Origin of the sequence: Streptomyces sp. NPDC001599 (assembly GCF_042893535.1) — a bacterium.
Lineage (GTDB): Bacteria > Actinomycetota > Actinomycetes > Streptomycetales > Streptomycetaceae > Streptomyces.
Genome location: NZ_JBIAVA010000025.1, coordinates 47,701 through 61,054 on the forward strand (window position 1 = coordinate 47,701; position 13,354 = coordinate 61,054).

15 protein-coding genes are annotated in these 13,354 nt (G+C 72.7%); 10 read left to right on the forward strand and 5 right to left on the reverse strand.

All coding sequences use genetic code 11. The features are described from left to right. Positions 1-10: 10 nt before the first annotated feature. Complete coding sequence (locus ACFYZ3_RS36640; protein ID WP_388527239.1) at positions 11-1,213, reverse strand: erythromycin esterase family protein; 1,203 nt, start codon at positions 1,211-1,213, stop codon at positions 11-13. 58 nt (positions 1,214-1,271) lie between these two features. Between ACFYZ3_RS36640 and ACFYZ3_RS36645 the strand changes: the two genes are divergently transcribed. Both ACFYZ3_RS36645 and ACFYZ3_RS36650 read left to right on the forward strand, forming a co-directional pair. Further along, positions 1,272-2,018: a TioE family transcriptional regulator gene (locus tag ACFYZ3_RS36645; RefSeq protein ID WP_388527242.1), complete on the forward strand. Its 747-nt coding sequence runs from the start codon at positions 1,272-1,274 to the stop codon at positions 2,016-2,018. Positions 2,019-2,043: 25 nt separating this feature from the next. Next, entirely contained in the window at positions 2,044-2,904 is an 861-nt protein-coding gene (locus tag ACFYZ3_RS36650; protein ID WP_388527245.1) for a thioesterase family protein, read from the forward strand. Positions 2,905-2,916: 12 nt separating this feature from the next. Here the strand turns inward: ACFYZ3_RS36650 and ACFYZ3_RS36655 are convergent, their stop codons facing one another. After that, positions 2,917-3,543, reverse strand: a complete 627-nt coding sequence (locus ACFYZ3_RS36655) for a TetR family transcriptional regulator (protein WP_388527248.1) — start codon at positions 3,541-3,543, stop codon at positions 2,917-2,919. 127 nt (positions 3,544-3,670) lie between these two features. On the opposite strand from ACFYZ3_RS36655, the gene ACFYZ3_RS36660 reads away from it, so the two are divergent. The 3 genes from ACFYZ3_RS36660 to ACFYZ3_RS36670 all read left to right on the forward strand — a co-directional run bounded on the left by ACFYZ3_RS36660 (position 3,671) and on the right by ACFYZ3_RS36670 (position 5,426). After that, on the forward strand, positions 3,671-3,838 hold the full coding sequence (locus tag ACFYZ3_RS36660; RefSeq protein ID WP_087807106.1) for a hypothetical protein: 168 nt from the start codon (positions 3,671-3,673) through the stop codon (positions 3,836-3,838). 34 nt (positions 3,839-3,872) lie between these two features. Next, positions 3,873-4,166: a DUF4190 domain-containing protein gene (locus tag ACFYZ3_RS36665; protein ID WP_361011267.1), complete on the forward strand. Its 294-nt coding sequence runs from the start codon at positions 3,873-3,875 to the stop codon at positions 4,164-4,166. 90 nt (positions 4,167-4,256) lie between these two features. Next, on the forward strand, positions 4,257-5,426 hold the full coding sequence (locus ACFYZ3_RS36670) for a cysteine desulfurase family protein (protein ID WP_388527252.1): 1,170 nt from the start codon (positions 4,257-4,259) through the stop codon (positions 5,424-5,426). Between the two features lie 38 nt (positions 5,427-5,464). On the opposite strand, the gene ACFYZ3_RS36675 is transcribed toward ACFYZ3_RS36670, so the two are convergent. Continuing rightward, the gene (locus tag ACFYZ3_RS36675) at positions 5,465-6,193 is read right to left on the reverse strand and encodes an N-acetylmuramoyl-L-alanine amidase (protein WP_388527255.1); all 729 of its coding nucleotides are present in this window, start codon (positions 6,191-6,193) and stop codon (positions 5,465-5,467) included. Positions 6,194-6,254: 61 nt separating this feature from the next. On the opposite strand from ACFYZ3_RS36675, the gene mnmA reads away from it, so the two are divergent. Next, positions 6,255-7,385, forward strand: a complete 1,131-nt coding sequence (gene mnmA, locus ACFYZ3_RS36680; protein ID WP_121713611.1) for a tRNA 2-thiouridine(34) synthase MnmA — start codon at positions 6,255-6,257, stop codon at positions 7,383-7,385. A 30-nt stretch (positions 7,386-7,415) separates the two neighbouring features. Here the strand turns inward: mnmA and ACFYZ3_RS36685 are convergent, their stop codons facing one another. Beyond that, positions 7,416-8,195 carry an alpha/beta fold hydrolase gene (locus ACFYZ3_RS36685; RefSeq protein WP_388527258.1) on the reverse strand — a complete coding sequence of 260 codons (780 nt, stop codon included), beginning with the start codon at positions 8,193-8,195 and terminating at the stop codon, positions 7,416-7,418. A 37-nt stretch (positions 8,196-8,232) separates the two neighbouring features. Next, positions 8,233-8,565 (reverse strand): DUF427 domain-containing protein, encoded by a 333-nt coding sequence (locus ACFYZ3_RS36690; RefSeq protein ID WP_388527320.1) that lies wholly within the window; start codon positions 8,563-8,565, stop codon positions 8,233-8,235. A 95-nt stretch (positions 8,566-8,660) separates the two neighbouring features. Between ACFYZ3_RS36690 and ACFYZ3_RS36695 the strand changes: the two genes are divergently transcribed. The 4 genes from ACFYZ3_RS36695 to ligA all read left to right on the forward strand — a co-directional run bounded on the left by ACFYZ3_RS36695 (position 8,661) and on the right by ligA (position 13,272). After that, a complete protein-coding gene (locus tag ACFYZ3_RS36695; RefSeq protein WP_361011276.1) occupies positions 8,661-9,200 on the forward strand; it encodes a TIGR00730 family Rossman fold protein in 540 nt (179 codons plus the stop codon). Between the two features lie 27 nt (positions 9,201-9,227). Continuing rightward, a complete protein-coding gene (locus ACFYZ3_RS36700) occupies positions 9,228-9,917 on the forward strand; it encodes an SDR family oxidoreductase (RefSeq protein ID WP_388527261.1) in 690 nt (229 codons plus the stop codon). Positions 9,918-10,054: 137 nt separating this feature from the next. Beyond that, positions 10,055-11,050, forward strand: coding sequence for a methionine synthase (locus ACFYZ3_RS36705; RefSeq protein ID WP_388527264.1), 996 nt, complete (start codon positions 10,055-10,057; stop codon positions 11,048-11,050). Between the two features lie 14 nt (positions 11,051-11,064). After that, positions 11,065-13,272: an NAD-dependent DNA ligase LigA gene (gene ligA / locus ACFYZ3_RS36710; RefSeq protein WP_388527266.1), complete on the forward strand. Its 2,208-nt coding sequence runs from the start codon at positions 11,065-11,067 to the stop codon at positions 13,270-13,272. Positions 13,273-13,354: the final 82 nt, after the last annotated feature.

Sequence of the window (13,354 nt, forward strand, 5' to 3'; positions counted from 1 at the left end):
GCCAGGCCCGCTATGGACGGGGCATGTCTTTGATGAAGGCGACGCCGTCGACCGTGTCCAGGTGGCCGGGATCGAGCGGGGCGTAGCCGAACCAGGAGGACACCCGGGGTTCGGGCCGCGGATCGCCGAGGGCGTCGGCCAGCCGCCCGGCGTCGACGAGGCAGGGGTCCTGCTCAAGCGCGTACAGGAGCCCCTCGACGGTGTCCGGCGGCGGAGTGTCCACCCCCTGGTGCCGGATCGTGCCGAGTGCCGTGGCCACGAAGGCGTACTCCTCGCCGAGCCGGGCGCCGACGAGCGCACCCGCGCTCCACCACTCCATCGGTCCCTGCCACATCCGCATCGAGCTCTTCTCGCGCTGGAGGTGGGCGTTGTGGGCGTGGACGAGCGTCGGCCCCCGGTCGGCGAGCGCGAGGAGGTTGTCCGCCATCATCCGGTCCCGAACGCCCAGCATCCGGGTCATGCGGGCCGGGGACGCCTCGGCCATCCAGTAGTGGTACGTCAGCAGTCCGGTGGCGGTGCGTCCGTGCAGGCGCGCCCGGTCCCAGTCGTCGCGCGGGGCCGTCGCGAGCAGGTGCGGCGCCTGCTCGTCGAGCAGCGACACCAGGTCGTGGGCGAGCGTCCGCAGCTGACCGGCCTCGGCCGACCGTCCCACGGACCGCGCCGGGTCCGTCATCGCCCCGGGCTCGGTCCACCGGTCGTCGGCGCCGAGCAGGCGGTCCAGCGTCTCGGTGGTGCAGGGGAGCAGGGCCGGGTCCACCCAGGTCGCGAGGTAACCGTGGAGCGCGGCGAGGGCCTGCCGGGGACTCGCGGCGCCGGTGATCTCCAACGGGCCGTCGAAACCGGCGAAGCGGAGCCGCTCGCCCGCGGGCCGGTCCTCGTTGTGGGCGCGCATCCAGCGCACCAGCTCCCGGTTGGCCGCGCCGGCGCCGAATCCGTGGCTGAACCCGTGCGCCATCACCTCGTCGAGGGTGCCGGTGCCCCAGGTGACGTAGTCGTCCACGACCAGCCCTTTCAGGCAGTCGCTCTCGATCGTGATCGTGCGGTAGCCGTGCCGCTCGACGAGCTGGCGGAAGACGTCGTTGCGCACGTCGAGCAGGAGGTCCTCGCCGTGGGTGGGCTCGCCCAGGGCGAGCAGCCGGGGCGGGGCCGGGAAGAGCCGCATGACGGCGGCGGCGTCGAGGGGCAGGGCGATGTCCTGGATGCGTTCAGCCATGGCTTCAACGGTATCGTTGAACTTTCGGTTGAGACTTTGCTGGAGGAGCGTGGGTCGGATGGTCGTAAACCCTCAAAACGGGGGAAGACTCAGACCCGTCGACCTGGCCCGCGCGCACGGCCTGTCGGCGCAGGCGGTCAGGAACTACGAGGCGGCCGGCATCCTCCCGGCCGCCGCCCGGACGGCCAGTGGCTACCGCGTCTACACCCCGCTGCACGCGTGGGCCCTGGCCGCGTTCCTCGCCCTGGTGGCGGGCCACGGCCACGGGACGGCGGCCGCGGTGATGCGGAGCGTGAACGAGGGCGCGCTCGACGAGGCGTTCCGGCTGATCGACGAGAGCCACGCCCAGTTGCTCGACGACCGGCGGACGCTGGAGGCCGTGACGGGTGCGCTGCGGGACCTGGTGCCCGAGCCCCCCGGGGGTCTGCCGGGACCGACGGGTGGGTTCGTCGGGGCGCTCGCGGCGGAACTGGGGATCCGGCCCGCGACCCTGCGCAAGTGGGAGCGGGCCGGCCTGGTGCGCCCACGGCGCGACCCGGTGACCGGGTACCGCCGCTACGACGAGGCCGACGTCCGGGACGCCCGCCTCGCCCACCAGCTCAGGCGCGGCGGCTACCCGCTGGAGCGGATCGCGTCCGTGATCGCCCAGGTGCGTTCGGCCGGGGGAGTGGAGCCGTTGGAGGCCGCCCTGCGCGAGTGGCACGACCGGGTGTCGGCCCGTGGCCGGGCGATGGTGGCCGGGGCGGCGGAGCTGGAGACGTATCTGCGGGCGCGGGAGCGCGACGAAGAGAAAGCTACCGCTTAGTAGCGCCCTGTTGTACCGTGCAGTCATGCCAGAAGCAGCCTCCGCAGCGGCCGTACGGGCCACCATCGGCGACAGCGAGTTCGACCGGGACACCGCCGTCACCCCGCGCGCGCCCGGCGTCTACGACCTCGACCTCTCGGCCGGCTGGACGATCATCAACGCCGTCAACGGCGGCTACCTGCTGGCCGTCCTGGGCCGGGCCCTCGGCGACGCGCTCCCGCACCCCGACCCGTTCACCATCTCGGCGCACTACCTCACCGCCTCCCGGCCGGGCCCGGCGGTCGTGCGCACCGAGACCGTCCGCACCGGCCGCACCCTCTCCACCGGCCAGGCCTCCCTCTTCCAGTACGACGACGAGGGCAACGAGGTCGAGCGCATCCGCGTGCTCGCGTCCTACGGCGACCTCGGCGCCCTGCCCGACGACGTCCGCACCTCGGCGAAGCCGCCCGCGATCCCGCCGATGGACCAGTGCTTCGGTCCGGAGGACGGCCCCGCCCCCGTGGACGGCAGCTCGGCCATCGCCGACCGGCTGATGCTCAAGCTCGACCCCGCCACCCTGGGCTGGGCGCTGGGGCAGCCCTCGGGCCGGGGCGAGATGCGGGCCTGGTTCGGTCTCGCCGACGGCCGCGACGCCGACCCGCTCTCGCTGCTCCTCGCGGTGGACGCGCTGCCCCCGACCGCCTTCGAGCTGGGGCTCAAGGGCTGGGTGCCGACGGTCGAGCTGACCGCGCACGTGCGGTGCCGCCCGGCGCCGGGCCCGCTGCGGGTCTCCATCACCACCCGCAACCTCGCCGGCGGCTTCCTGGAGGAGGACGCCGAGGTCTGGGACAGCGCCGACCGCCTGGTCGCCCAGTCCCGCCAGCTGGCCCGGGTTCGGCTCGACTGACCCCCGGCGGGCTCAGTCCAGCCAGTGCCTGCGGCCGACGCTGATCAGCCGCAGTTGCCGCCGTGCCGTCTCGACGGCCCGGCGGCGCTCCTCTTCCGGGGCGTCCAGCGTCTCCAGGAACAGGGACGCCGTGATCAGCATCTGGTCGACGTAGAGGCCCGCCAGCATGCGCAGGTCGGTCTCGCTCCAGCCCGCCGCCGACGCGTCCGTGGCCAGCTCGGCCCGCACCTCCTCGGCGAACCGCGCCAACTGCTCCCGTATCGCCCGGCGCACCGGCTGCACGCCGCCGTGCCGCTCCCGCGCGATGAAACGGACGTGAGCCGGGTGCGCGGCCACATGACCGGCGATCAACTCGACCGCGCGGGCGATGCGTTCGTCGTCGTCCTCGGCCGGTGACATCGTGGTCCGGATCATCGGGTGCAGGCTCCCCAGCGCCTCCTCGACCAGCGCCACGCCGAGATCCGCCGTGGAGTGGAAGTGTCGGTAGAAGGCGGTCGGGGCGACCCCCACGGCACGGGTGACCTCGCGCAGTCCCAGGCTGCTCAGGCTCTGCTCCTCCAGCAGGCCGAGCGCCGCGTCCAGGAGCGCCTGCCGGGTCTTCTGCTTCTGCGCCTGCCGAACGCCGGGGGTGTGACTCATGCCATGCAGTTAACAACTGTTCTCTGGAATTGAAAAGCCGTGCGGCGCGCTAGACTGAGAAGTCAGTGAACAACTGTAACCACAATCGTTCACCGAAGCGTCCACGCAAGGTTGGGGGATCCGTTCCATGCTGTTTCTCGTCGTCGCCCTTCTGCTCCTCGGTGTGGTCCTGGGCGCCGTCGCCCACGCACCGCTGACCTTCTCCGTCGCGGCCGGCCTGGTCATCGCCGTCTGGCTCGGCATCTTCGCGGTCCGCGAGCGGCACGGCCGCCGGCGGAGCACCTCCGCCCACTGACGCACCTCCACCGACGCACGGCAGGGAGAACACCATGCAGCTCACCGCACCGGCCGACCGCACCACCGAAAGCCCCCGCACCACCCGTCGTACCGGCATCCACGACACCGACGGCATGGCCGTCGCCTCCTTCGTCCTCGGTCTCCTCGGCCTGCTGGTCCTCAACGTATTCCTCGGCCCGATCGCGATCGCCCTGGCCGGCGTCGCCCTGTGGCGCGGCACCGCCCGCCGCGGCCGGGCCCTCCTCGGTCTCGGCCTGGGCGTCGCCGACCTGCTGGTCCTGGTCGCCTTCATGTCCGCCGACAGCACCATGTCCTGGAGCCTGTGAAGCACCTCACCGTCTCGTGCCGGCCGCTGCCCGACGAGGCCAACCTTGGTCTGAGACCGCGCGGAACCGCCCCGTAGAATCGGCCGCACCATGGCTTACCTCGACCACGCCGCGACCACCCCGATGCTTCCCGAGGCGGTCGAGGCGCTCACCGCGCACCTGAGCGCCACCGGCAACGCCTCCTCCCTGCACGCGTCCGGCCGCCGGGCTCGGCGCACCGTCGAGGAGGCCCGCGAGACCCTCGCCGAGGCGCTCGGCGCCCGTCCCAGCGAGGTGGTCCTCACCTCCGGCGGCACGGAGGCCGACAACCTCGCCGTCAAGGGCCTGTACTGGGCCCGACGCGACGCCGACCCGGCCCGCACCCGGGTCCTGGCCAGCCCCGTCGAGCACCACGCGGTCCTCGACGCCGTCCACTGGCTCGGCGAGCACGAGGGCGCCACCGTCGAGTACCTGCCGGTCGACGCCCAGGGCCGGGTCCACCCCGAGGCGCTGCGCGAGGCCATCGCCCGCGACCCCGGGGACGTCGCGCTCGCCACCGTGATGTGGGCCAACAACGAGATCGGCACCATCATGCCGGTCCGGGAACTCGCCGACGCGGCCGCCGAGTTCGACGTGCCGCTGCACGCCGACGCGGTCCAGGCCTTCGGCCAGCTGCCGGTCGACTTCGCCGCCTCCGGGCTCGCCGCCATGACCGTTTCCGGCCACAAGATCGGCGGCCCCTACGGCATCGGCGCGCTGCTGCTCGGCCGGGAGTACACCCCGGTGCCCGTCCTGCACGGCGGCGGACAGGAACGCCATGTGCGCTCCGGCACCCTCGACGTCCCCGCCGTCGCCTCCTTCGCGGTCGCCGGGCGTCTCGCCGCCGAGCAGCGCGAGTCGTTCGCCCGCGAGATCGGCGCCCTGCGCGACGACCTGGTCGACGCCGTCCGTACGGCCGTCCCGGACGCGATCCTCGGCGGCGACCCGTCGCCCGGGGGCCGCCTGCCGGCCAACGCCCACTTCACCTTCCCGGGCTGCGAGGGCGACTCCCTCCTCCTGCTGCTCGACGCCCAGGGCATCGAGTGCTCCACCGGCTCCGCCTGCACCGCGGGCGTCGCCCAGCCCAGCCACGTCCTGCTGGCCACCGGGACCGACCCCGACCTGGCCCGCGGCACCCTGCGCTTCTCCCTGGGGCACACCTCGACCCAGGCCGACGTGGAGGCGGTCGCCAAGGCGATCGGGCCCGCGGTGGAACGCGCCCGGGCGGCGGGACTGTCGTAAGAGCTGTCGTACGGCCTGCCCTACGGGCGCCGTAGGGGTCAGGCCTTGGTCGGCGGCTTCGACGGACCGCTCGTGGCCGCCCGCCGCACCAGCTTCAGATACCGGTCCCAGTCCCAGTGCGGCCCCGGGTCGGTGTGGTCGGTGCCCGGCACCTCCACGTGGCCCAGGATGTGCTTGCGGTCCACGGGTATGCCGTACCGGGCGCAGATCCCCGCCGTCAGCCGCGCGGAGGCGGCGTACATCGCGTCGGTGAAGTCCTGCGGGCGGTCCACGAAGCCCTCGTGCTCGATGCCGACACTGCGTTCGTTGTAGTCGCGGTTGCCCGCGTGGTACGCCACGTCCAGCTCGCGGATCATCTGGGTGACGCGCCCGTCCTGCCCCACGATGTAGTGCGCGGCCGCCTTGTGCCCCGGGTCCTGGAAGGCCCGCACCGCGCTGTCGAAGCTGCCCTGCGTGACATGGACGATCACCATGTCGATGCCGAAGTCGTCCGGCCGGTCCGCGCGCCGCCAGTTCGCGTCCGACGCCGCCACCCAGCGCGCGCCCGCGTAGTCGACCACACCGTCCTCGCGGGGCCGCTCGACGCCCGGTATCCGCCACCACAGGCGGGACAGCTCGTCGCGGGCCAGCACACCGGTGCCCACGGCCGCCGCCGCCCCGCCGACGATCAGCGCGCGGCGGCCGATGCGCCGGTCGCCGTCCGCGGACCCGCCGCCGGCCGGCCCGCCCGGTGTGGACCCGCTCGTGGATCCCTGCTTCGCCCCCATGCGATCTTCAACGCATACTCGCGCGCTCCGGTTCCCGCTTCCCCCGTACTCTGGAGGGGTTATGACTGAGACCCCGCAGCGCACCCGTCCCCTCCGCGTCCTCGCCGCCATGTCGGGCGGAGTCGACTCCGCCGTCGCCGCCGCCCGCGCGGCCGAGGCGGGGCACGACGTGACCGGCGTCCACCTGGCGCTCTCCGCCAACCCGCAGTCCTTCCGCACGGGCGCCCGGGGCTGTTGCACCATCGAGGACTCACGGGACGCCCGCCGCGCCGCCGACGTCATCGGCATCCCGTTCTACGTGTGGGACCTCGCCGACCGCTTCCGGGAGGACGTGGTCGAGGACTTCGTCGCCGAGTACGAGGCCGGCCGCACCCCCAACCCGTGCCTGCGCTGCAACGAGAAGATCAAGTTCGCGGCCCTCCTCGACAAGGCTCTCGCGCTGGGCTTCGACGCCGTCTGCACCGGCCACTACGCCCAGGTGATCCTGCGCGAGGACGGCGTCCGCGAGCTGCACCGCGCCTCCGACATGGCCAAGGACCAGAGCTACGTCCTCGGGGTGCTCGACGACCGGCAGCTCGCCCACGCCATGTTCCCGCTCGGTGACACGGTCACCACCAAGGACGAGATCCGCGCGGAGGCCGAGCGCCGGGGCCTCGCGGTGGCCAAGAAGCCCGACTCGCACGACATCTGCTTCATCGCCGACGGCGACACCCAGGGCTTCCTCGCCGACCGCCTCGGCAAGGCCGAGGGCGACATCGTCGACGAGGCGGGCAACCGGCTCGGCACCCACGAGGGCGCCTACGGCTACACCATCGGCCAGCGCAAGGGCCTGCGCATCGGCACCCCGGCCCCCGACGGCAAGCCGCGCTACGTCCTGGACATCTCCCCGGTGAACAACACCGTGACGGTCGGCCCGGCCGAGGCCCTCGACGTCGACGCCCTCCGCGCGATCAAGCCCCGCTGGTGCGGCGCCGCCCCCACCGGCCCCGGCACCTACACCGCCCAGCTCCGCGCCCACGGCGGCGAGACCGAGGTCCGCGCCGAACTGGCCGACGGCACCCTGGAGGTGACCTTCACCGAGCCGGTCCGCGGCGTCGCCCCCGGCCAGGCGATCGTGCTGTACGACGGCACGCGCGTGGTGGGCTCGGCGACGATCGCGTCGACGACGCGCGCCACGGCCGGCGCGGCCTGAGCCGTCGCGGAGGCGCACGACGGCGCCGGCTCATCCGGCGAGGAACTCCGTCAGCACCGGCGCCAGTACGCCCGGCTCCACCATGTGGGTCTGCCGGTCCACGGTGCCGTAGGTGCCCTCCAAAGCCGCCTCCGCGATCGCACGGGCGGCCTCGTGCCACCACGCGTCGCTCGCGCCGCCCGCGAGGGCCAGCAGGGGGCAGCTGATCGCGGCAATCTCGGAGCGGGGCACCCGGCCGTCGCCCAGCACGGCGTCGTCGTACGCGAGGCTCGGCGCCACCGACTCCATCCCCGCCCACATGGGGGACTGCCGGGCACCCCGGATCATCTCCTCGCCCAGCCCCGTGTGACGCAGGAACAGCTCCACCGCGTCCCCGCGCCTGCCCTGCCCGAGGGCCTCGCCCAGCCGCTCGGTGTACTCGGCCGCGGCCCGCGCGGCGGCGTCGTCCATGGCGTACGGCACCTCGTACACGGCGACCCGGCGCACCGGCAGACCGCTCGCCGCCGCCCGGAGCACCAGCGCACCACCCGACGACATCCCGTACAGCGAGACCTCGCCGCCCAGCGCCTCGATCAGCGCCGCCAGGTCCTCGATCTCGCGTTCCACCGCGTAGGGCGCCGTGTCGCCGCTCTCGCCGCGCCCCCGGCGGTCGTACACGGTCACGTCGAAACGGCCCGACAGCTCGGCGGCCAGGGGCGCCGTCGTGGCCCCCGTCGACATCGCGCCGCTGACGAGCACGACCGCCGGTCCCCGCCCGGAGCGTTCGTAGGCGATGCGGGTGCCGTCACGCGAAACAGTCGTCATCTCCATGCCTGTGCAGACTGCCCTACGGCACCGGATTCATCGCTCAGGACACTTCGACTGCGTAGAAACAGAGGTGGTCCTTGATCTCCGCGACCTCCGGCTTCGGGTCCGGGTACGCCCAGACCAGGTCCGCCGCGTCCGGCAGCGACCAGTAGGAGGCATCGCCCTTGAAGGGGCAGTGGGTGGTCGTGCCGGACGGCGTCAGCAGGTCGAGGCGCACGTCGTCGGCCGGGATGTAGTACCGGTCGGGGCAGCCCGTCTCGTGCAGCACCAGCGCTCCGTCGCTCTCCGCCAGCACCTGCCCGCCGTGCACCACGCGCACGTGCCGGTCGCTCGGCTCGACGGTGATGACGTGTCCCTTGAGTCCCTTGGTCACGGTCGTCCTCCTGGTGGCAGTGGTCTGCGTCACGTACTACAGCGTCCTCGCAGGGCGGGTTCTTCCCCTCCGGACCGGGCCGTACGGTGGAGGCCATGAACATCTGCGTCTTCCTCTCCGCCGCCGACCTCGACGAGCGCTACACGCGCCCCGCGAAGGAGTTCGCCGAACTGCTCGGCAAGGGCGGGCACACCCTCGTCTGGGGCGGCTCCGACGTCGGTCTGATGAAGGTGGTCGCCGACGGCGTGCAGGAGTCCGGCGGACGGCTGCTCGGGGTCTCGGTGGACTTCCTGGCGGCCAAGGCGCGCGAGGGCGCCGACGAGATGGTGATCGCGAAGGACCTGGCCGAACGCAAGCGGCTGCTGCTGGAGAAGGCCGACGCCGTGGTCATCATGGTGGGCGGCACCGGCACGCTCGACGAGGCCACCGAGATCCTGGAGCTGAAGAAGCACGGGCACACCGACAAGCCGGTCGTCCTGCTCAACACCGCGGGCTTCTACGACGGACTCAAGGAGCAGTTCCGCCGCATGGAGGACGAGGGCTTCCTGCCCCGCCCCCTCACCGAGCTGGTCTTCTTCGCCGAGGAGCCGGTCGGCGCGCTCGCCTACCTGGAGGAGAGCCAGGGCATCGAGTAGGACACCGGTGGTGCGAGCATGGCGGGCATGGCTACACATGTGATCACCGGAGCGGGCTCCGGCATCGGCGCGGCCGTCGCCCGCCGCCTGCACGAACGCGGTGACGAGATCGTGCTCCACGCGCGCGACGCGGGCCGCGCCAAGGAACTGGCCGCCGCGCTCCCCGGTGCGAGGACCCTGGTCGGGGACCTCGCCGAGCCGGGCAAGCTGTCCTGGGCCTTCTCGCACCAGTCGCTGCCCGACCGGGTGGACTCCCTGCTGCACATCGCCGGGGTCGTCGACCTCGGTGCGGTCGGCGACCTCACCCCGAAGACCTGGCTCAACCAGCTCAACGTCAACCTCGTCGCCCCCGCCGAGCTGACCCGCCTCCTGCTGCCCCAGCTCCGCGTCGCGCAGGGTCACGTCCTCTTCGTCAACTCCGGCTCCGGCCTCAACGCCCACGCCGGCTGGGCCGCGTACGGCGCCTCCAAGCACGGCCTGAAGGCGCTCGCCGACGCCCTGCGCCAGGAGGAGCACGCGAACGGCGTCCGCGTCACCTCGGTCTACCCGGGCCGCACCGCCAGCCCCATGCAGGCCAAGGTCCACCAGCAGGAGGGCAAGGACTACGACCCCGCGAAGTGGATCGACCCCGAGTCCGTCGCCACCACGATCCTGATGGCCCTCGACCTCCCGAGGGACGCGGAGGTCAACGACCTGACGGTACGCCCGGGGCGGTAGCTCCAGCCCGTCCGGCGTTTGAGGACGAGGCCGTTCAGGCCGAAAGCGGGGGTCTGGGGGCGCAGCCCCCGGGGTCGGGAACGGGAAGGGGCGGCGGGGGCGAAATCAAGCCCCGCACCCCTGCGTACGCTTGCCCCGTGAACGACACCTTCGCCCCCGCCACCGGCATCGGCAGCCTCCCGGGCCACGACGCCCGAGAGGCCGCCAAAACCGCCACCGGCAGCTTCGAGGACTTCCCCTTCCTCCCCGAGCTGCCCGCCCGCGGCCCCGGCGCCGACATGATCGGCCGCACCGCCGGCATGCTCGTCGAGCTGTACGCGCGCGTGGAGCCCAGCGGCTGGCGACTCGGCGACCGCCCGGGCCGGGACACCAAGCGGGCCCGGGCCTGGCTGGGGGAGGACCTCGACGCTCTGGAGGAGTTCACCCAGGGCTACGAGGGCCCGCTCAAGGTCCAGGCCGTCGGCCCGTGGACGCTCGCCGCCGCCCTGGAACTGCGAGGCGGCGAGGCGGTCCTCTCCGACCCCGGCGCCTGCCGCGACCTCGCCGCCTCCCTCGCCGAGGGCCTGCGCCTGCACCTGGCGGAGATCCGGCGCCGCGTCCCGGGAGCCCGCCCCGTCCTCCAGCTCGACGAGCCCTCCCTCACCGCCGTCCTGCGTGGCCAGGTGCGCAGCGCCAGCGGCTACCGCACCCACCGCGCCGTCGACCGCCAGGTCGTGGAGGCGGCGCTGCGCGAGGTCGCCGGGGTGCACGACGGCGGCCCCGTCGTCGTCCACTCCTGTGCACCGGACGTGCCGTTCGCCCTGCTGCGGCGGGCCGGCGTCGCGGGCGTCTCCTTCGACTTCTCGCTCCTCACCGAGCGTGACGACGACGCGATCGGTGAGGCCGTCGAGGGCGGCACCCGGCTCTTCACCGGTGTCGTGCCGGGCACGGACACCGCATTGTCAGACCCTGCCGGTAGCGTCATGGGTGTCAGAACGCTGTGGCGCAGGCTGGGGCTGCGTCCGGAGCTGCTCGCGGAGGCGGTCACCGTCACGCCGGCGTGCGGACTCGCGGGTGCCTCCCCGGACTACGCCCGGCGCGCGCTCGCCCACTGCGTCCGGGCGGCACAATCTCTCGCGGACAACCCAGAGTAACGGGAGGACATACGGTGGCCGGCGACAAGCAGGGCGACAAGCAGGCGGAGACGACGAGCGTGCCCGCCGAGGCGCGGGAGCGGCACGCGCAGCTCGCCGAGCAGATCGAGGAGCACCGCTTCCGGTACTACGTGAACGACGCGCCCGTCGTCAGCGACGCGGAGTTCGACCGGTTGCTGCGCACCCTGGAGGAGCTGGAGGAGCGCCACCCGGAGCTGCGCACCCCCGAGTCCCCGACCCAGAAGGTCGCCGGCGCCTACGCGACCGAGTTCACGGCCGTGCAGCACCCCACCCGGATGCTCTCCCTGGACAACACCTTCAACGACGACGAGCTGGCCGCCTGGTTCGACCGCATCGCCCGGGAGCTGGGCGAGCAGGAGTACCACTTCCTGTGCGAGCTGAAGGTCGACGGACTCGCCGTCAACCTCACCTACGAGCGCGGCCGCCTCGTCCGCGCCGCCACCCGCGGCGACGGCCGCACCGGCGAGGACATCACGCCCAACGTCCGCACCATCGCCGAGATCCCCGAGCGCCTGGCGGGCGACAAGGTCCCCGACCTCGTGGAGATCCGCGGCGAGGTCTACTTCCCGATGGAGAAGTTCCAGGAACTCAACGCCCGGTTGAACGAGGCGGGGGACAAGCCCTTCGCCAACGCGCGCAACGCGGCGGCCGGTTCGCTGCGCCAGAAGGACCCGCGCGTCACCGCCTCCCGCCCGCTGCACATGGTCGTCCACGGCATCGGCATCCTGGAGGGCTACTCGGGCCTGACCCGGCTCTCCCAGGCGTACGACCTGCTGAAGACCTGGGGCCTGCCCACCTCCCCGCACAACCGGGTGGTCGACGGCCTGGACGGCGTACGGGACTTCATCGCGTACTACGGCGAGAACCGGCACTCCGTCGCGCACGAGATCGACGGCGTCGTCGTCAAGCTCGACGAGATCCGCCTCCAGGGCCGGCTCGGCTCCACCGCCCGCGCGCCCCGCTGGGCCATCGCCTACAAGTACGCGCCGGAGGAGGTCAACACCAAGCTGGTCGACATCAAGGTGGGCGTCGGCCGCACCGGCCGCGTCACGCCGTACGCGCAGGTCGAGCCGGTCACCGTGGCGGGCAGCGAGGTGGAGTTCGCCACGCTGCACAACCAGGAGGTCGTCAAGGCCAAGGGCGTGCTCATCGGCGACACCGTGGTGCTGCGCAAGGCCGGTGACGTGATCCCGGAGATCCTCGGGCCGGTCGCCGACCTCAGGGACGGCAGCGAGCGGGAGTTCGTGATGCCGGCGAAGTGCCCCGAGTGCGGGACGCCGCTGAAGGCGATGAAGGAGGGCGACATCGACCTCCGCTGCCCCAACGCCCGCGCCTGCCCGGCGCAGTTGCGCGAGCGTGTCGCCTACCTCGCGGGCCGGGAGTGCCTGGACATCGAGCACTTCGGCGGGGTGGTGGCGGCCGCGCTGACCGGGCCCCTGGAGCCGTCCGAGCCGCCGCTGGTGGACGAGGGCGACCTCTTCGACCTCACCGTCGAGAAGCTGCTGCCCATCAGGGCGTACGTCCTCGACCCCGACAGCGGGCTGCCCAAGCGCGACCCCGAGACCGGGGAGGAGAAGATCGCCACGGTCTTCGCCAACAAGGCGGGCGAGCCGAAGAAGAACACCCTCGCGCTGCTCCGGCACATCGAGGAGGCCAAGACCCGCCCGCTGGCCCGCTTCATCAACGGCCTCTCCATCCGGTACGTCGGACCGGTCGCCGCCCAGGCCCTCGCCCGCGAGTTCCGCTCCATCGACCGCATCGAGCAGGCCACCGAGGAGGAGCTGGCGAGCACGGACGGGGTGGGCGGCACCATTGCCACCGCCGTCAAGGAGTGGTTCGCGGTGGACTGGCACCGCGAGATCGTGCGCAAGTGGAAGGCGGCCGGCGTCCCCCTGGAGGACCGGTCGACGGGGGAGGACGAAGGGCCGCGCCCGCTCGAAGGACTCACCGTCGTCGTCACCGGCACCCTGGAGAACTTCACCCGGGACGGCGCCAAGGACGCCCTCCAGAGCCGGGGCGCGAAAGTGACCGGATCGGTGTCCAAGAAGACGTCGTTCGTCGTGGTCGGTGACAACCCAGGTTCGAAGTACGACAAGGCGATGCAGCTGAAAGTGCCGGTTCTGAACGAGGACGGTTTCGCCGTTCTGCTCGAACAAGGACCCGAAGAGGCGGCGGGTGTCGCGCTTTCGGCTGAGGAATAGCGGTTGAAGGCCACCCGATCGGCGCATATCAGATGCATACGGGTGGCCGGGTGGCATTCGGGCAACCGTCGACGACCAGTGC